Annotated in this window: 18 protein-coding genes and 1 tRNA gene; 12 read left to right on the top strand and 7 right to left on the bottom strand. The window is 56.3% G+C overall.

Annotated elements, in window-relative coordinates:
* Position 1: 1 nt before the first annotated feature.
* From IEW66_RS01445 to IEW66_RS01435, 3 genes are all read right to left on the bottom strand, one after another.
* The gene (locus IEW66_RS01445; protein WP_229657419.1) at positions 2-1,072 is read right to left on the bottom strand and encodes a site-specific integrase; all 1,071 of its coding nucleotides are present in this window, start codon (positions 1,070-1,072) and stop codon (positions 2-4) included.
* A gap of 270 nt (positions 1,073-1,342) precedes the next feature.
* A tRNA-Ala gene (locus IEW66_RS01440) sits at positions 1,343-1,414 on the bottom strand.
* A gap of 268 nt (positions 1,415-1,682) precedes the next feature.
* Positions 1,683-2,480 (bottom strand): dioxygenase family protein, encoded by a 798-nt coding sequence (locus IEW66_RS01435; protein WP_188679693.1) that lies wholly within the window; start codon positions 2,478-2,480, stop codon positions 1,683-1,685.
* Between the two features lie 100 nt (positions 2,481-2,580).
* Between IEW66_RS01435 and IEW66_RS01430 the strand changes: the two genes are divergently transcribed.
* The 6 genes from IEW66_RS01430 (at position 2,581) to dph2 (ending at position 8,708) form a co-directional block, all read left to right on the top strand.
* Positions 2,581-3,345 carry an MBL fold metallo-hydrolase gene (locus tag IEW66_RS01430; RefSeq protein ID WP_188679691.1) on the top strand — a complete coding sequence of 255 codons (765 nt, stop codon included), beginning with the start codon at positions 2,581-2,583 and terminating at the stop codon, positions 3,343-3,345.
* Positions 3,346-3,372: 27 nt separating this feature from the next.
* Positions 3,373-4,251 (top strand): NAD(P)-dependent oxidoreductase, encoded by an 879-nt coding sequence (locus tag IEW66_RS01425; protein WP_188679689.1) that lies wholly within the window; start codon positions 3,373-3,375, stop codon positions 4,249-4,251.
* 63 nt (positions 4,252-4,314) lie between these two features.
* Complete coding sequence (locus IEW66_RS01420; protein ID WP_188679687.1) at positions 4,315-5,034, top strand: hypothetical protein; 720 nt, start codon at positions 4,315-4,317, stop codon at positions 5,032-5,034.
* A 187-nt stretch (positions 5,035-5,221) separates the two neighbouring features.
* The gene (locus IEW66_RS01415) at positions 5,222-6,370 is read left to right on the top strand and encodes an MFS transporter (RefSeq protein ID WP_188679685.1); all 1,149 of its coding nucleotides are present in this window, start codon (positions 5,222-5,224) and stop codon (positions 6,368-6,370) included.
* Between the two features lie 40 nt (positions 6,371-6,410).
* Positions 6,411-7,661: an imidazolonepropionase gene (gene hutI / locus IEW66_RS01410; RefSeq protein ID WP_188679683.1), complete on the top strand. Its 1,251-nt coding sequence runs from the start codon at positions 6,411-6,413 to the stop codon at positions 7,659-7,661.
* Between the two features lie 39 nt (positions 7,662-7,700).
* Positions 7,701-8,708: a diphthamide biosynthesis enzyme Dph2 gene (gene dph2, locus IEW66_RS01405; RefSeq protein WP_229657418.1), complete on the top strand. Its 1,008-nt coding sequence runs from the start codon at positions 7,701-7,703 to the stop codon at positions 8,706-8,708.
* Here the strand turns inward: dph2 and IEW66_RS01400 are convergent.
* Entirely contained in the window at positions 8,702-10,738 is a 2,037-nt protein-coding gene (locus IEW66_RS01400; protein WP_188679681.1) for a heavy metal translocating P-type ATPase, read from the bottom strand. The two genes, dph2 and IEW66_RS01400, sit on opposite strands and share 7 nt — an antisense overlap.
* Positions 10,739-10,741: 3 nt before the next feature.
* On the bottom strand, positions 10,742-10,888 hold the full coding sequence (locus IEW66_RS01395) for a YHS domain-containing protein (RefSeq protein ID WP_188679679.1): 147 nt from the start codon (positions 10,886-10,888) through the stop codon (positions 10,742-10,744).
* A 76-nt stretch (positions 10,889-10,964) separates the two neighbouring features.
* Here IEW66_RS01395 and IEW66_RS01390 point away from each other — a divergent pair, with 76 nt between their 5' ends.
* Complete coding sequence (locus tag IEW66_RS01390) at positions 10,965-11,486, top strand: DUF977 family protein (RefSeq protein WP_188679677.1); 522 nt, start codon at positions 10,965-10,967, stop codon at positions 11,484-11,486.
* Here the strand turns inward: IEW66_RS01390 and IEW66_RS01385 are convergent.
* Positions 11,479-12,684: a tRNA (N(6)-L-threonylcarbamoyladenosine(37)-C(2))-methylthiotransferase gene (locus IEW66_RS01385; RefSeq protein WP_188679675.1), complete on the bottom strand. Its 1,206-nt coding sequence runs from the start codon at positions 12,682-12,684 to the stop codon at positions 11,479-11,481. The genes IEW66_RS01390 and IEW66_RS01385 overlap by 8 nt on opposite strands.
* Positions 12,685-12,772: 88 nt before the next feature.
* Here IEW66_RS01385 and IEW66_RS01380 point away from each other — a divergent pair, with 88 nt between their 5' ends.
* Positions 12,773-13,306: an Lrp/AsnC family transcriptional regulator gene (locus IEW66_RS01380; protein ID WP_188679673.1), complete on the top strand. Its 534-nt coding sequence runs from the start codon at positions 12,773-12,775 to the stop codon at positions 13,304-13,306.
* Between the two features lie 181 nt (positions 13,307-13,487).
* On the opposite strand, the gene IEW66_RS01375 is transcribed toward IEW66_RS01380, so the two are convergent.
* Positions 13,488-14,861, bottom strand: coding sequence for an aspartate ammonia-lyase (locus IEW66_RS01375; protein ID WP_188679671.1), 1,374 nt, complete (start codon positions 14,859-14,861; stop codon positions 13,488-13,490).
* A gap of 216 nt (positions 14,862-15,077) precedes the next feature.
* On the opposite strand from IEW66_RS01375, the gene IEW66_RS01370 reads away from it, so the two are divergent.
* Genes IEW66_RS01370 through IEW66_RS01355 form a run of 4 tightly spaced genes read left to right on the top strand, consistent with a single transcriptional unit; the run spans position 15,078 to position 18,067 of the window.
* A complete protein-coding gene (locus IEW66_RS01370; RefSeq protein WP_188679669.1) occupies positions 15,078-16,835 on the top strand; it encodes a 2-oxoacid:acceptor oxidoreductase subunit alpha in 1,758 nt (585 codons plus the stop codon).
* Positions 16,836-16,840: 5 nt separating this feature from the next.
* A complete protein-coding gene (locus IEW66_RS01365) occupies positions 16,841-17,686 on the top strand; it encodes a thiamine pyrophosphate-dependent enzyme (protein WP_188679667.1) in 846 nt (281 codons plus the stop codon).
* Between the two features lie 34 nt (positions 17,687-17,720).
* The gene (locus IEW66_RS01360) at positions 17,721-17,873 is read left to right on the top strand and encodes a hypothetical protein (RefSeq protein WP_229657417.1); all 153 of its coding nucleotides are present in this window, start codon (positions 17,721-17,723) and stop codon (positions 17,871-17,873) included.
* The gene (locus IEW66_RS01355; RefSeq protein ID WP_075057162.1) at positions 17,870-18,067 is read left to right on the top strand and encodes a hypothetical protein; all 198 of its coding nucleotides are present in this window, start codon (positions 17,870-17,872) and stop codon (positions 18,065-18,067) included. Before IEW66_RS01360 ends, IEW66_RS01355 begins: the two co-directional genes overlap by 4 nt.

Here is an 18,067-nt window from a genome sequence, read left to right as displayed (position 1 = left end):
TTTAAAAAGGCATTTTCATTATAGCCCTTCCGTTGGGCAATACCGCCTGAAATTCGTACCCTTCGCTCAGGAATTTTTCTATTTCATCTACAGGCACGAGCCTCTGCTTTGATCCGTTGCCTGACATAGCGCCTGCGACCTTATCCCTGAGCAGTTTCTGGAATGCCTCGTTGTCCATCTCTGCAAGGTTCATTCGATCGATCTCATCCTGCCTGTAGCCCACTGCAAGTAAAAGCTGTTGCTGAAGGTACAGCTTTGCATCGCTCTCCGATGGCTCTGTTACCCTTGTTTCCAGGTACTTTAAGCATTTTTTGTATGATTCGCGCATCTCCTCTATCATGTCCGGAGGCAGTCTCTTGTTCGTTGAATACCTTGCTTCGATATCGCCCTTGTGCCCCATTATGAACTGCCTCCATGGATGTGATATTAATCCCTTTGATTCTGCTATGTCTAATGCTGTGCTGAAATATGCCCTTAAAACATAGGGTCTCATCTTCAAGCCTGCGCCGTTGATGGCATCGCGGACGTCCCTTGTGACTAGGGTTGTCCTGAGAAATGCGTTTTTCTTTATTCCACGGACATCAAACTGCAATAATGGAGAATCGTAGGATAATTCCTCGCCTTGTTTTCTCCTCTCCTCAAGGTATTCCTTGATATATGTTGCCCCTTCTTCTCCTATGAAAGAAAAATACTGGTGCCTTGCCTTGCTTAACCTGCTCCTAACCATTACCGTAACAGGAATCTTGTCAAATTCTATCTCGTCTGATAACTTCAGCTCCTTGATATCTCCAAGTTTCAATCCGTCTGTTCCTTCGTAATTGCCAAGTGATTCAGGTCGTAAACCCGAAAATGCCATTAACGCTATGATAACCCTTCCTCGCGATGTTGCTTTTCTCAATATCCTTGCCAGTTCTTCCTTGCTTGGTACTCTCTCGTTTGCTATTGTAGGCGTTTCGTTCTCTCCGGATATGTTAACGGCTAACTGTAAACGGATACCGTTAAACTTCAGCCAAGAGAGAATAACCTTCTTGAACCTTGCAATGTATGATCCTGCCTTTCCTTTGCTTTCCATGTCCCTTACAAAATCTGCGAATTCATAGCGGAAATCCTTTTCGTTGTTTTTTTTGCCTTTTCAAGTATCTGCTTTGGTGTTGTTTTTGTTAATTCGCAATAGTGACCTAAGTTTCGCAATGCCACTGTTGCCGTTAGAACGGATTTTGCCCTTAAATTCTCAAACCATCTTCGCACATCTTCATCCAGAAGAAGATCCTGATACTTGGGCTGAATGGTCATGATAGCATAACGAGTAACAGGATAAAAAGTATTCGATTAATAGATTAAATGGACCGGTCGGGATTTGAACCCGAGGCCTCCTGCTTGCGAAGCAGGCGATCTACCGCTGATCTACCGGCCCTCTGGCACCGCGCCCACGACCCGTGGCCTGCCCAGCGATGCAACCGGAGTGCACCTGTACCTGACAGTGGCAGCGGGCGTGCGAACCAGATTAGATGTGCTGCCCGGCCCACCGTTACCGGTGCACCTTTTGGTTACGGTATGGACAGTCAAAATATAAACATCTTCCCAGAAGGCGTCAACCGGGTGTCCGGACTGGCACACCTCCCCATGCACTCCAAGTGCGGCCAGGCAGCGGGAATTGCAGAGCTTTATGATAGTGCAGGTCGCTATATTTCCCTGACCTCATCCAGCTTAACAGTTGTCAGTGATGCGGCATTGAACTCTATCTCGTTTGCCAGGAGGTGGCCCATGAACCTGTTTCCAACAACGCCGCTCAGGAACCTCAGGGGCACCAGGCCACCCTCAGGCGATGCTTCCCTCATCCAGGATACGGGTGCACTCCATATCTTGTCCCACTCTCCGTTTATGAGTGCCATCGTCACGAGGCCGAGGTACCTGTTGGCCACTTCCGGCACTGAACTGTTATCCCTACCGTAAAGGTCAAGCCTGTGTATGATCGAGCCGGTTGCGCAGACGAACAGGTCTGTCTCCTCAGCCACGGCCCTCACAGCCCGTCCCACATCCCTGTAAGATATCTCCTCTATTTCATCGCACAGGGATAAGGGTATCACGGGGACGTCGGCGTTGGGGAAAACGTGCATCAGTGGCGACCAGGCGCCGTGGTCCAGGCCCCACTCCTCCGTTGTGGTGCATGGCACCCCGAAGGAGTTTATCTTCCTGGCGATAACCTCCGCGAGCTCAGGGTCGCCATGAGGTCTGTACCTGACGGAATAGAACTTGTCAGGGAAGCCGTAGAAGTCATATATCTGCCTGAGCTCCCTCTGTGCCACCACTGCGACCCCTCCCCCCGTTACGAAGTGTGGCGAAAGGACAACGACTGCCCTGGGCTTCACCTTCAGCTGCCTGCCCAGCGACCGCAGTGCCTCAACGGTCTTGTCATGGCGGACACCTAGGTCGCCGACCAGCGTCGGCGTGTTTGGCATGAAGGCTGCGCATACCAGCACAGTTGAGTACCATCAATGTGGTTATAACCCTTTTTATAGCGCCCATGCGCGGTTACGTTCCTGCGCAAAAAACATTAGATGCGTTAAACTTATTCTGCCAATGCACCTCCTCGGCTTCAACATAGTCTCCAGCGGGAGCAAGGGGAACTCCACAATCCTGTGGGATGACAGCGACCTCCTGGTATTCGACATGGGAATCTCCCTTTCCCGCCTCCAGGGGAGGATGTCCCTCCTGGGCCTCAGGGGCCTCCAGGTGTCGGCATTCATATCACACGAGCACTCAGACCACAGTTCAGGCATAAGGGCGCTCCACAGGCGGGCCAGGGCAGACGTTTACACGAGGCCAAGGACAGCAGAGGCCATAGGCCTCGACGATGCATTTCCGATAAGGGATACGGTGGTGATAGGAAACTTCGAGGTCAAGGCAATAAGTGTCTCGCATGACGCCGTGGACCCTGTGGCCTTCAGGGTCAGGTATGGGAGGTACAGGATAGGTATTGTGTCAGACCTTGGCAGGGTGGACCGGTACCTCATAGATGAGCTCAGGGGCTGTGACATACTCGCATTCGAGTCGAACCACGACGTGGAGATGCTCAGGACAGGGCCCTATTCACCGCCCCTGAAGGCCAGGATACTCAGCGACCACGGCCACCTGTCAAACGAGCAGGCGGCGGAGGCCATCGCAAGGATAGTGAAGCCTGAGACGCATGTTGTCCTAACTCACCTTAGCCAGGAGAACAACAGGCCAGACATAGCATACTCAACGGTTTCGCAGTACCTTGCCAACAGGGATGTCAGGTACGCCTCACTGGAGTGTGCGTCCCAGGACAGGGGGAGCTCAGTGCTGACGCTGGACGAGTCATGATTTTATTGCGCAGTGCGATCTGTGCGTATGCCCCGCATGGGTTTCATAGGCCTCGGCAAGATGGGCATACACATAGCCTCCAGGATCAACACGAAGTTCCACCTGACCGGAGTGTACAACAGGACGCCTGAGAAGGCCATAGCCATAGACGGAGAGGCTGTCAGGGTCTTCAGAACGCCCTACGATCTCGCGTACTACTGCGACACCATCTTCGTCATGGTCTCTGACTCACAGGTGAGTGCCAGGGTGTTCGATGGCCCGGAGGGCATCCTGGGCAACCTCAGGCAGGGGCAGACTGTGGTCAACATGAGCACTGTCTCTCTGGAGGAAACCCTTAGGGAGAGCGAGGCGTGCGCCTCGAGGGGTGCAAGGTACATCGATGCCCCAGTGATAGGCAGCGTGCCACAGGCCAGGGAGGGTACGCTCACCATGGTTGCTGGTGGCGACCAGAAGGCATTCGAGGAGGTCAGGGAGGTGTGCTCCACATTCTGCTCCCGCATATTCTACCTGGGCCAGGTAGGAAACGGAATAAAGGCGAAGCTGGTGAACAACTCAGTGATGGCAATCAACATGGCAGCGGTCTGTGAGGCCCTTGCACTGGCCGAGAGGCTCGGCCTGAGCAGGAGCGAGATGCTCGATATACTGTCCAGCGGTGGTGCGGATTCAAGGGTGCTGCAGATGAAGAGGCCGTACCTCCTGGGCGAGGCCACGGAGCCGCAGTTCCTGCTCTCCCACATGCTGAAGGACAGCAGGTATGCCATGGACCTGGCGGCATCGGTGAACTGGCCCATGCCGGTCACATCTGTGTCGTCGCAGATGTACGCCTCGGCAGCTTCCATTGGCCTCGGCAACCTCGACTTCTCATCCGTCCTGAGGGCCTTCAGGATGCTGGGCGGGAAAATGTAGGACGGCTTGTGTGCATGCGGCTGTGGACTAAGTTTTATATCCTATGCATCGGCTGACCCATGCATGCTCCTCCCCTACCTCCTGGATCTATCTGTAACATTTGCCTTCCTCGCGTGGGGGAGCGCCTCGGATGTCAGGAGGAGGGCTGTGAACTCCTTCCTCTTCCTGCCTGTGGCCATAGCGGGCCTGGCCTACGGGGCCTACGTGCACGAACCTCTCTTCTTCCTGGTGCTGTCAGGCATATCTTTCATCCTGGCCTTCGTGAGAACGGACATCCTCCTTTACCCGGCGCTGGCAGCCTCTATGCTTGGCGTTTCCACGTACTTCGTCACAATTGAGCCCACCTACGGCCTGCAGCTCCTCCTCATCTCCATTGTGCTGCTCGCCGGGTACAGGGAAGTGGTCTTCGGCATAGGCGACATAAAGGCCATGGTATCAGCCATGATATCGCTCTCAGCCCTCCTTCCACTCACGCCGGTGATGGTGCAGGAGGGGCAGCTGCTCTCCATAGTGCCTTCAGCGATCATGCTCGTCATCAACGCCGGCCTCTCATCCATCCTCTTCTTCCCGTACCTGGCCATAAGGAACGCGGTGAGAGGAGGGCAGTTCGACTTCGCGTGGTTCCTTACGGTACCTGACGGTGAAGACCCAAGGAAGTTCAGCGAGAGGGATCTCTCCGGCAGGAGGCTCCGCATCTACAAGGTGCCATTCATAGTGCCGATACTCATCGGCTCCATTGCCACCGCCCTGTTCGGGGCCTGGCCCGTGTTGCTGGTGAGGTGATGGCACAGCATCCGGAGAAATGCGACTGCACACTCAAATGGGAACACGGTGCTGCTCCTGCACGCTGTAACACCCTGGGTCCATGGACACCACCTTAGCTGCACCGCCACACCGGGCCACACGCGCATCCGACCCCCATTTTTATAAGGCATGTACCGGTACACAGTGGACGAAGAGCGGCAGGGCAGTGGTTGCTGTTGGCACTTTCTCGTTCTTCATGAACTCGCTGGTCAGGTACTTCATCCCATCGTTACTTCCTGTCATAGAGGAGCTGGACGGCATCTCGATCGTGAAGGCCTCTCTCCTCGTCACTGCATACTGGTCAACGTACACTGCCATGCAGATCCCATCGGGCTTCATCTCCGACCGCTTCGGCCAGGCCACCGTTAACAAGGCCTCATTCCTGGCCATGACCGCGCTATTCTCCTGCTTCCTTGCCCTTCACAGCTTTGCTGGGCTACTGGCGATCCAGCTCCTCCTGGGCGCCTCGTCTTCGCTGGTCTACATCTCCGACGTCTCTCTAATCCAGAGGGTGTCAGAACCATCCAGGCGGGCGCACGCCGTCGGCATATACCAGACCGCCTTTTTTGTGGGCGCATCGGTGGCTGAGATACTCTCCGTCAGGCTCCTGGGCATATCTTTCAGGGCATCCGTGCTTGCCTTCATGCCTCTCATGCTTGCTGCCTGCATGCTGAACTTTGCCCTCCTCAGTAACCCTGAGAGGAAGGGGAGGAGCAGGGGCACAGTCAGGAGGGAACTGGCCTACGTTGCGGCCATCAGGTTCGCCTCTGGCTTCACCTACCTCGGCTTCTCCTCACTGTTCGCAGCGTTCATCGTCTTCAGGGGAATAACTTCTGCGGACAGCACCTACAGGTTCGCATGGGTGCCAATTTTCCTGGGCATTGCAGGCTCGCCCCTGGGCGGTGTGGTATCGCGTGGCATCACAAGGTACAAGTTCACCGTCGCGGTGGCGGCATCCATGGCCCTGGCACTCTCTGTTGTGGCGACTGGCCTGCTCCCCGGTGCCTGGGCGCTGCTGACGGCTTCCTTGTCTGGCTTCTTCTACGGCCTCTATTCCGGGCCGTCCATGGGCCTGGCCACGGAGGTCTCAGCTGGCGAGGACGCACTGGGCTCTGCCAGCGGTTTCGTGAACTTCAGCTCCCAGCTGGGCGGGAGCGTATCGCCGTTCCTGATCGGGGCCATGGTTGCGAGCACCCACTCCTTCAGCATACCGTTCCTCACAGTCGGGACTGTATCCTTGGCCCTGCTCATCGCCGTCTACATTGCCGGTATCTCTGGCAGCCTTGGCAAGACCGGCACCCGTGGGGTGACCTGAGGGGAAAACATTTACAATTGAGTTATAGGATCGATGGGGGATGGTGAACGGCAGGTTCGTTGTGCACAACATATCACAGCTCGTCACCAACGAAGGGGCCGGATGGGAACCGCTGAGGGGTGCGGCGCAGTCTAGGCTCAGGGTCGTGAAGGGTGCGGCTATCGTGATCGATAACGGCAGGATTTCGTCCGTCATTGACGAGGAATCAGTGGGCCGTTACGAGGGTGAGAAGATAGACGCAAGGCAGAGGGTGGTGATGCCGGGCTTCGTTGACCCCCACACACACGTAGTCTTCGCAGGCACTAGGGAAGAGGAGTTCTACATGAAGCTGAAGGGGAAGACCTACCTCGAGCTACTGCAGAGCGGTAACGGTATAAACAGGACCGTAAGGGAGACCAGGGCCGCATCCGAGGAGGAGATATACAGGCAGAGCCTCCAGCGGGTCCAGGACGCTGTGAGGTGTGGCACAACGACTCTTGAAATCAAGACGGGCTACGGGCTTGACCTGGAGAGCGAGATGAAGATGCTCAGGGTCATGGACAGGATCGCATCCCTGGGCATAGTCAACGTCGTCAAGACGTTCCTCGGAATGCACGCTGTGCCCCCTGGGATGACGGAGGATTCGTACACCGCAGAGGTAATGGGCAGGATGCTCGAGAGGTTCTCAGAAAGGGTGGACTTCGTCGATGCGTTCTGTGACAGGGGGGCCTTCTCGCCACAGTCCACAGACCTCTTCTTCGCAGCCTCCTCAAGGAAGGGCCTGAAGATGAGGCTCCACGCGGACGAGATAGAGGACATAGGCTGCCTGGACCTCTGCCTGAAGTACAGGCTCCACAGCGTGGACCACCTCCTCGAGACGGGGGATGCGGGCCTGAAAAAGATATTGCAGGGCGGGTCTGTGGCGACACTGCTGCCCATAACGGGCTTCTCCCTGGACAGGATCAGGTTCCCCGACGCCAGGAAGTTCATAGACGCCGGTATACCGGTTGCCATAGGCACGGACTGCTCACCCGTTTCGTACAACATAAGTATGCCATTCGCCATATACCTGGCGGTGAGGTTCTGTGGCATGACCGTTGAGGAGGCCATAAACGCCGCTACGGTGAACGCAGCATACTCCCTGGACGTCCTGGGGAGGAAGGCAACCATAGAGCCGGGCAAGGACGCTGACATCCTCATACTGAATGTGGACGACTACAGGAAGATACCATACCAGTACTCCTCCAGCCTGGTCGACAGTGTCTTTGTCATGGGAGAGCCCATAATGAGGCACGGCTATTTCTCACTGTGATTTATATACCATTATATCGGGGTTAGGCATTCACCCACATTGATAGTAAGTGCAAGCAACGTCCAGGAAGCGATACAGAGGGCAAAGGACCTTGGAGCATCTAAGGTGCTACTCCAGCTGCCGGACGGCCTGAAGCCCAGGGCCTTCGGAATATTCTCTGAACTTTCAAAGCACTTCTCCGTGGTGATCAGTTCGCAGTCGTTCTACGGGGCCTGCGATGTGGGGAGCATGGACACCTACTCCAGGGTGGACTGCATAGTGCAGCTGGGCCACACTGAGATCCCGAACCTTAGGTACCCGAAGCCGATCATTTTCATAGAGCACCTGTACGAAAGGGATGCCAGGATCGAGGCATCCGCCTTCCAGATCCTCAGGTCAAGGGGGTACTCCACCGTGGGCCTGGCGTTCTCTGTGCAGTACAGGCAGGTCGCAGAGGGCGTGAGGGAGGCCCTGGAGGCCTTGGGCCTCAGGGTGCTGGTCGGCGGCGTTGACGGGAGGATGAAGTACCCTGGCCAGGTGCTGGGCTGCAACTTCTCGGCCATACACAGCGTCCAGGCCATGGTGGACAGCATAGTCGTCGTGAGCACAGGCACCTTCCATGCCCTCGGTGCGCAGCTCTCCACGGAAAAGGAGGTCTTCATATACGACGTCTCCGAAGGCAGCCTCAGGAGCATGAGGGAGGAGGCGGACAGGTTCCTCAGGCAGAGGTTCGCGGCAATATCCAGGGCAGCGGGTGCCAGGAAGGTCTGCATAGTTATCGATACAAAGATAGGTCAGTACAGGCCATCACTGGCTGCAGTGGTCGAGAGGCAGGCCAGGGAGAGTGGCAAGGAGGTCGTGACCCTGGCCACCGACGAGGCAAACCCCAGGGACTACGAGAACCTGATGTGTGATGCCGTTGTCTTCACAGGCTGCCCAAGGGTGCCCATAGACGATGGCGGGAAGTTCAGCATGCCTGTGCTCACGCCGCAGGAGTTCCAGATGGCCCTGGGGATAAAGAAAGGGCGGTACGTCCTGGACGAGATCGTGGCCGTCGATACTCAGTGAGCGGGAGATGCCTTGTAGAGGGGCCTGGGGTGAGCTATCCTCGACCTGAGGCGCAGTGTGTTGAGCACAACCGAGGTGGAGCTCATGCCCATGGCCAGGGCGGAGAACATGGGCAGGTAACCGTAGACACCGAGGCCCAGCAGCGGGACAAGTGCACCGGCTGCCACTGGCACAAGGATGCTGTTGTATACGATGGCCCAGGCCAGGTTCTGGCGGACCTTCCTGAGCGTGCTCTCCGCTATATCGAATATCTCCACGATGCCCCTAAGGTCACCGTTCATGATCACGATGTCGCCCAGTTCAGCCATCGACCTGTCCCTGCCACCGATGACTATGCCGACGTCGGAAACGCTTACTGCCACCGCATCGTTCACGCCGTCGCCAACGAAGGCCACGTATTCGCCGGACTGCTGCATCTCCTTTACGATCCTTTCCTTTTCCTCAGGTCCGGCCGAGTGGTGGACGTCCCCTATGCCAAGGTAAGATGCGACCGCTTCAGCACGGTCACCCCTGTCGCCTGTTACCATGGATATGGATATGCCCCTCTCCCTGAGCATCTGTATGGCCCTGGCAGCGCTCTCCCTGACCCTGTACTCTATGCTGAACCTCCCGGCAACCCTTCCGTCGATCTTCAATACAGTGTCCCCGCCTTCCCTGCCGACAAACACATCATGGCCCCTCACCGTTGCACGTGCGCCCAGGCCAGGCTCTTCCCTGAATGAACTTGCGGGATAGACTCTTGCACCGTTTGACCTGGCAAACCTGCAGAGTGCCCTCGCCACCGGGTGCCGTGAAAGAGATTCCACGCTGTAGAGCACATCGAGGGCATCCGGAAAGCCATCAGCGATATGGTAAGATGAAACAGTGCCCTCCTCCTCTGTGAGGGTGCCCGTCTTGTCGAATACCACCCTGGTCACCTTCCTGGCCCTGTCCAGTGCCCCGGGGTTCCTTATGAGTATGCCCCTCCTGTAAGATGCAGATGAGGCTATCAGGAAGCTGATCGGGCCCGCGAGGCCTATGGCGCACGGGCATGCTATGACGAGGACAGAGACAGCCGCAAGCACCGCATACTGCAGTGCGTAGGCATCAGTGCCAAGCCTCAGGAACCAGAAGGCAAAGGAGAAGGCGGCCACAGCAAGGATCACCGGCACGAAGACCGAGGAGAAGATGTCCGCGACCCTCTGCATCCTGACCCTCCCCATGCTTGCCCTCCTGACGGCCTCGTAGACCCTCATCAGGGTGCTGTCCGCAGGCCCCCTCTCAAGCCTGACTGATGCCCCGCCTGTCAACACGACGGAGCCAGAGAAGACATGGTCGCCCTGTGATAGCGTGACAGGTTCCTGCTCACCAGTTATGTTCGAGGCGTCGACATCCATGCTCCCATCAACGACCTCCCCGTCCGCGGGCACGGTGTCTCCCCGGGCCAGGATTATAATGTCTCCGGGCACCAGTGTATCCCTGGGCACCTCGACAACTCTCCCATCAACGATCTTCTTCGCTGTTTCGGGCAACGACTTGATCAGGGCCTCCGCATCCCTCTGGGCCCTTTCCTTGGCCTTCTGCTCCACGTAGCTCCCCGTCAGTATTAGCGCTATGATCGCTGTGGAGGCATCGAAGTAGACGCCAGAATAGTGGAGGAAGCTGTGGAAGATCGTTACAGCTGTTGAAAAGGCAAAGGCAGTGGTTGAGCCGAGGGCAACGAGGAGGTCCATGTTGGCCATCCTCGATGATATGGAGGAGTATGCCCCGCGGTAGAACTCTAGGCCGGAGTAGAACTGTACAGGCGCGGAGAGGGCAAGCAGTACATAGTCCCTGAAATGGAAATGGGTGAGGTATGTTATGGATATCACAGGCACGGCAAGTGCCCAGGCAAGCACCAGACGCCTCTTGACAGATGCAACCTGCCTCTCCGGGGACGTGAACTGTTCCATGCACCCCTTACTGCAGAAGTAGTACCTCTGCCCGCCCCTGTCCACGTGTAGCGGCGAATCCTCCGGCACGAACATGCCACAGACAGGGTCCGTGGGCATGTGTCACCTCACGTACTTCAGGGGGTTTGCGTCAAACTGCTCCTTGCAGTGCCCGCAGCAGAAGTAGTACTTCTTCCCCCCGTACTCGCTCGTGTAAGGGGTGTCCTCACCCACCTTCATGCCGCACACCACATCCTCGTACTTCTTCATATGCCGTGCATCACGTGGGGTTACATTACCATGACTCGATCAGAATGTATATTACACACAGTATGATTGTGACACCATGGTGAGCGATAGGGCAGACATCGAGAGCATGATGATCACACTTCTACAGAGGGACGCACGGATGAGCCTCACTGATCTCTCGGAGAGGCTGGGCGTGACCAGGGTCACCGCATCGAAGGTCCTCAGGTCTCTACTTGAAAAGGGGCGTATTAGGAGGTTTACTGTGATCACCGACATGGACGAGGGCGACATGGTGCTCCTTAGGACCAGGGATCCAGAGAGCGTTCCAGATTCTTGCGTGGTGGAGCGCCTGGATCTGCTGGGTGAGGAGAGCCTGGTACTGATCAGGCCTGAGTGCCTCAGGGAGCTGAGCGGCCAGGGCCATCTGGCCATAGAATATGTGAAGAAGAGATACGTGTATTCCTTCTCGCCTGTAAGGGGTGTGAAGTGTGACTACTGCGGGAAGTTCATAGATGGAAAGCCCATAGAGGTGGAGTTCATGGGCAGGACGCTCTACGCGTGCTGCACGAACTGCGAAAGGGACCTGAGGAGGAGGGTGGAGGGCGTGGAGGTCAGATGACCCTCCCGACCAGGTAGGTCTCTGTGCTGTCCACGACCTCTACCTGTGCCTCGCCGTAAAGTGGATACTCTCCGGGCACGACGACGGGCCTGTAGGCACTGTCCCTGCCAACCGTGGTGCCCTGCTTCCCCCTCTCTGCGAAGATTATGGCCTCCGTCCTTCCAACCAGAGAAGCCATCTTCCTGGCCGAGATCTCCCTGTGCAGTTCCGTCAGCGCCCTGCTCCACCTGCCCATCACGTTGGATGGTGGCGTTTTCGACCCGAAGTCCTTCGTGAAGGGCCTGGGTGAGAACCTCGTTATGTTGATTATCTCCGGCTCTGTCCTCTCTATGAGCCTCACTGTGTTCTCGAAGCTCTCCTCATCGTCGCTGTGGTAGCCGCATATTATGTCTGTCGAAAGTGTGGAATCAGGGAACCTCTCCCTGAACATCCTGACGATCCTCTCGAAGTCCGAGACCGTGTATTCCCTGTTCATGTCCCTCAGAACCCTGTCATCGCCGCTCTGCACAGGCAGGTGGAGGAACCTGAAGACCCTCGGGTCTGAATAGGTGCGGAACAGTTCCTCCGCAATCTCCCCGGCGTTCTTGGGCTCCATCATGCCCACGCGGAGCCTGAAGTCCTTCGGTATCCTGAGAATTGCGGCGACCAGTTCGGGGAGCCTGTGGCCGGTATCCTTTCCGTAGGCGGCCGTGTCCAGGCTGGTCAGCCTTATCTCCCTGATCCCCCTCTCCAGCTGCATCTCCACCTGCTTCACTATCTTCTCCACAGGCCTTGAGAGGAGCTTTCCCCTGGAGACCCTGGATATGCAGTAGCTGCAGCTCCCGGTGCACCCCTGGTTTATGGGTATCCCCTCAAAGATGGACGCCTCCCTTATCTCCACGTCGTCAAGGTAACCTGTGTAGAGTGACCTGGCCTCCCTGGGCTTCAAGACTTCAACAGCCCCACCCTCGAGCTGGCCCGCTGACACTGCGGGGAGGCATCCTGTGACCTTTACCCTGACCTTACTGCTCAGCTCTTCTATGCGCCTGAGCATCTTCTCCTCCGTGTGCCTTATGACCACACACGTGCCTATTACGCCTATATCCGCTTCCTCCGGCCTCTGGACCAGCTCGGCACCCTCTGAGAGCAGCCTGTTCACATAGAGCCCGGTCTCGGCCCTGTTGAGGGTGCAGCCGTAGGATTCCACGTAGATTCGCATCCTACTGAGGATGCCAAGCACCCTTATAAAGTGCCATGGCAGGTGGATGGGGAGCGAAGGTTAGATAAGATATAGCGATACATCCAGCATGGAGGGGAGTGAGGTAAAGGAGGACTACCTCGAGGGCTACAGCTGCGACATTGCGCTGAGGTGGGCGAAGCTGAACCCCTCACTTCTGCCGGTGGACGAGCTTGACAAGGAGATCATATGCCTCTTGAGGTACAACGCGAGGATGTCAAACGCCGAGCTCGCAAAGACGCTGCGCACCAGCGAGGCAACGGTCAGGAGGAGGATATCGGCCCTGGTGGAGAAGGGCATCATAATAGGTTTCTCCGCCCTGGTGAACCTAAGGGCTGTGGAGAACAGCATAAAGGTCTATATGAAAATAAGGGTGAGGCAGGAGAATATGGACGAGCTTGCGCGTAAGCTCCTGCTGAACTCAAGCATACTGAGCCTCTACAGGACAAGGGAGAACGGAATCCTCATACTCGAGGCCCTCTTCCTGAACATAGAGAGCCTCCAGGAGTTCGAGGACTCCCTCAAGAGGATGGACGGCGTGGAGGGATTCGAGACCGATATGGTGACCAAGGCCTACAGGAAAAACCCGTGGGTCGGCATATAGGGGACCTGAGGAGGCCACTGAGGGGGCAACCTACATTTTTCTGCGCTCCTGGGCCGGTGGCAGTCCCAGTAACTAAGGCAGGAAAGGATATGCCTCAACATTATGAGGCCCTCTCCGGCCATTAAAAATCAGGGCTGCTCCGGCATGTCTCCGGAGCACAGGGACAGAAATGATGTGGTGGTCACTTTGGGATCCCGCTGCTCATGATCTCGTCGAATTGCTTCTCCGTGATCTTCCCAGTTGCCAGTGCGAGCTCCTTTATTGACTTCCCTGTGTGCAGGGATTCCATGACAATCTTGGCCACGCTGTCGTAGCCGAGGTACGGGTTAAGGAGAGCGGCTGAGCCGAAGCTCTTGGAGAGGTGTTCCTTGCAGGCCTCCCTGTTGGCCTGTATGCCGTCTATGAGCTTTGTGCGGAACATCCTGAGGCCGTTGCGCATTATGTCCAGGGACCTCGACAGCTCGTAGTCTATGTTAGGCATCATCACGTTAAGTTCCAGCTGCCCCGCCTGAACCGAAAAGTTAACCGCCTGCTGCGCTCCGATCACAGAGTGGCATATCATGTTCATCGCTTCCGCAATGGAGGGGTTGACCTTGCCAGGCATTATGGAGGAGCCCTGCTGCACAGCGGGTATCGTTATCTCGTGCAGCCCGGCGCCCGGGCCGGAGTAGAGGAGCCTTATGTCGTTGGATATCTTGTTTATGTCCAGTGCCATGTTAGTGACAGCGTTCATTAGCCTCGAGAAGTCGGTCATGAACTCCATTATGCCCGGCAGGTTATCGCTCTCCCGGAAGTTGTAGCCAGTTATCCTGGATATCTCTGCCACCACGTTGTGCTTGTAGTTCGGGGAAGTGTTTATGCCTGTGCCCACTGCGGTACCACCTATGTTGAGCTCCATCAGGTAGTCTATGGCGCTGTCCAGTTCCCTCATGTTCTTCTCCATCGTGTAGGCCCATGCCGAGAATTCCAGACCGAGTGTCACTGGCGCTGCGTCCTGCAGGTGCGTCCTGCCCGGCTTCACAACGTCCTTGAACTCCTGTGCCTTTTTCTTGAACGAATCGATGAGCATCTCCACCTCGTCCCTGAGCCTGTGGGCCTTCTTCACAGCCGTAATCCTCATCATGGTCGGGAAAGCGTCGTTTGTGGACTGGCTCATGTTCACGTGGTCGTTGGGATGGATGTACTCATACTCGCCCTTCTTCCTTCCGGCTATGGTGAGGGCAAGGTTCGCTATCACCTCATTTGCATTCATGTTGAACGATGTTCCGGCACCCGCCTGGTATACATCGATCACAAACTGGTCATGGAGCTCGCCTGCCCTGATCCTCTCGCAGGCCTTCACTATGGCGTCCTTCCTATCCTCGCTCAGGCGGCCGCCCTTCCAGTTCGCGATGGCGGCGGCCTCCTTAATTGTCACCATTGAGATTATGTGATCCGCGTCTGCCCTTAGGCCAGAGATGCGGAAATTGTCTACTGCACGTGCGGTGTTGACACCGTAGTAGCAGCTGTCGTCTATCTCCACTTCTCCCAGAACGTCCCTCTCTATCCTCTTCATGCACTGTCATAGAATGAACGTATAAATCGATGGCGATTTTCCGGCCCGGGATAGATATTTTCACAACACCAGCGGCCGTTTCCGGAGGACTGTCTGCGGGCGGAGCTCATTTTTGCACTTTTATTTGAAAAAAATCAAAAAACAGTTAAATAGCAAGGAACAATACGAAGGACAGCAAGTGAGCCTTCAAGGAGATTCGGGCTAACAGGTGATCGAATGAAACCGGATGAGGTTATAATAAGGGTGGGCGGAGCTGCCGGTGATGGTGTCCAGTCTGCCGGTCTCATACTGGCCAAAACCTTTTCCAGAAGTGGCCTCCACGTGAACACTTACAATTACTATCAGAGCATCATCAGGGGAGGGTACAGTTGGTACCAGGTCAGGGCCTCAGACAGGAAGGTCAAGTCACAGGGCGATGGTTTAGATATCCTCATTGCACTCAACAAGGACGCGCTTGAGAGACACACAAACCCCAACATAAACGAGGGTGGTGCGTCGCCACTCTCCGAGGACGGGATCGCGATCTTCGACGACTCCATCAAGGGGTACAAGCAGGAGAAGGTCAACTACGTCTCCATGCCGCTTACCTCAATAGCGTCGAAGTACAGCAGGAACGCCCTCATGAAGAACACGGTTGCCATAGGCGCTGCCATGGCATCAATCGGGATGGACTTTGAGGTCCTCGCCGGAGTGATCCGGGACCAGTTTGGCAACAAGGGGGAGGTGGCAGAGCAGAACGTGAACGCGGCGAAGGAGGGCTACGAGTATTACCTGAAGAACTTCAAGAAGCTCAACAAGAAGCTGAAGACCTCGAACAAGAGGTACTACCTGATAAGCGGTGGAGAGGCAGTGGGCCTAGGTGCGGTGAGCGCAGGCCTGAAAATGTACTTCGGCTACCCCATGACGCCCGCCTCTTCTGCGCTGCACTTCCTCGCATCGCATGCCAAGAAGTTCGGCGTCTTTGTGAAGATCCCGGAGGACGAGATATCCGCCATAAACATGGCCATAGGCGCCAACTACGCTGGCGTGAGGGCCATGACCGGATCATCTGGCGGTGGTTTCTCACTGATGGTTGAGGCCCTGGGAATGGCTGGCATGATGGAGGTGCCTCTCGTTGTCTACGAGGCACAGAGGGCAGGCCCATCGACAGGCCTTCCAACAAAGACAGAGCAGGGCGACCTGAACCTGGTCCTCGGGGCATCACAGGGCGACTTCCCCAGGATCGTGCTGGCTGCCAGGGACGTGAAGGACGCATATGACCTCGCCAGGGAGGCGCTGAACCTGGCTGAGAAATACCAGACGCCGGTCATACTCATGTCAGACCTCTACATAGCTGAGCACTATGAGACAGTGGAGAACCTGGACACAAGTGTGCGCATTGAGAGGGGCAAGTACGCCGAGGAGAACACGCCAGACTACAAGAGGTACGCGCTGACCGACGACGGCATATCTCCCAGGGCAATACCTGGTATGAGTGGCCTCATGCACAATGAGGATTCAGATGAGCACAACGAGTACGGCGACGTGGTGAGCGATGCAGTAACCGATCCGACCCCGAGGAGGGAACAGATGGAGAAGAGGATGAGGAAGCTGCAGACCTACCTCAAGGAGATACCGCCCACAGAGACCTACAGGTACGAGGACGCGGAGTACGCCGTGGTCCAGTGGGGCGGCACCAGAGGTGTCGTTGAAGAGGCGATAGACATACTCAGGGAGAGGGGCATAAAGGTCGGTGCCATAGAGGTCAACCACGTATTCCCGCTGAACCCTGACATAGGCGATCTCCTCAGGGGAAAGAAGAAGATAATAGTGGTAGAGAACAACTTCTCTGGCCAGTTCGCAAGGCTCCTGAGGTCGGAGTTCCTGGTCCAGACGGAGCTCGTAACGAAGTATGACGGAGAGAGCTTCTACCCAGGGGCCCTTGCAGATGAGATCGAGAAGAAGATAGCCGTCACGGTTACGGTGAAGAGGTGATGGTAATGGTCACACTCAACGACTACAAGGGGAGGGTCAGGCCTGACTGGTGCCCTGGCTGCGGCAACTTCGCGCAGCTCTCGGCAATCCAGGGCGCGCTTGTCGAGCTGGGCATCGAGCCGAAGGACGCAGTGGTCGTGTCTGGAATAGGCTGCTCCAGCAACCTGCCGGAGTACGCCAACTGGTACGGCTTCCACGGCATCCATGGAAGGCTGCTGCCCGTTGCCTCTGCCATAAAGTGGGCGAACCCGAAGCTGACGGTCATAGCCTACGGTGGGGACGGTGACGGGTTCTTCGAGGGAACGCAGCACTTCTACCACACAGCGAAGAGGAACGTGGACATAACATACATAGTGTCGGACAACCAGATATTCGGCCTCACAACAGGCCAGGCGTCGCCCACGTCGCAGATAGGCATGGTGACGAAGTCCACACCTGACGGCAACGTGGAGAAGCCGGTGAACCCGCTGACCTTTGCACTGGCCGCAGGCGCGACGTTTGTTGCCAGAGCCTTTTCCGGAGATGCCCTGCACCTGAAGGAGGTCATAAAGAAGGGCATACAGCACAAGGGCTTTGCCTTCATAGACGTGATGAGCCCCTGCGTCACATACAACAAGATCAACACCTACGACTTCTTCAGGAAGAGGGTCTACAAGCCGCAGCATGACACATCAAACTTCGAGGAGGCCTACAGGCTCGCCCTGGAGTGGGGTGACAGGATACCAATCGGCATAATATACGAGAACACGGACAAGAGGTACGAGGAGCTCGATCCGGTGCTCAGCGAGAAGCCGCCCATAGAGAGGGAAGTGAGGCCAATACCGCAGGATGTCCTGGAGGAGTTCCTCTGAGAGGCTCCCAATGGACCTCTCCGGGCTGTCCTCAATGAGCGATGCCGAGCAGGAAGCACTGCTACAGGAGCTGAAGAGGAGGAAGGCTTCTCTGGAGGATGAGGTCAGACGTCTTCAGGCGGACCTGGAGAGGATAAGGGAGGCCCAGAGGAGGCTCAGGGACGCTCTCAGGCTAGAACAAGGATGATGCTGGAGGCCCTTGGCCTCAGTTCCTCAATTTCCAGGCTGAACCTCGAGATCGTCGATCTGAGGGACACAGTCTTCAGGGAGAGCCTGAGGCTAGTGGGCCTCAGGTCAATGTATGAGAGGAGCCTTGGGAAAAAAGATGAGGAAGTCAACAGGCTTATAGACTACCTTTTTGAAACATATTTGAAAAAATAG

Origin of the sequence: Thermogymnomonas acidicola, assembly GCF_014646795.1 — an archaeon.
Taxonomy (GTDB): Archaea; Thermoplasmatota; Thermoplasmata; order Thermoplasmatales; family Thermoplasmataceae; genus Thermogymnomonas; species Thermogymnomonas acidicola.
The sequence above is the reverse complement of the archived record's forward strand: the minus strand, read 5'-3'. Positions and strand labels throughout refer to the sequence as shown.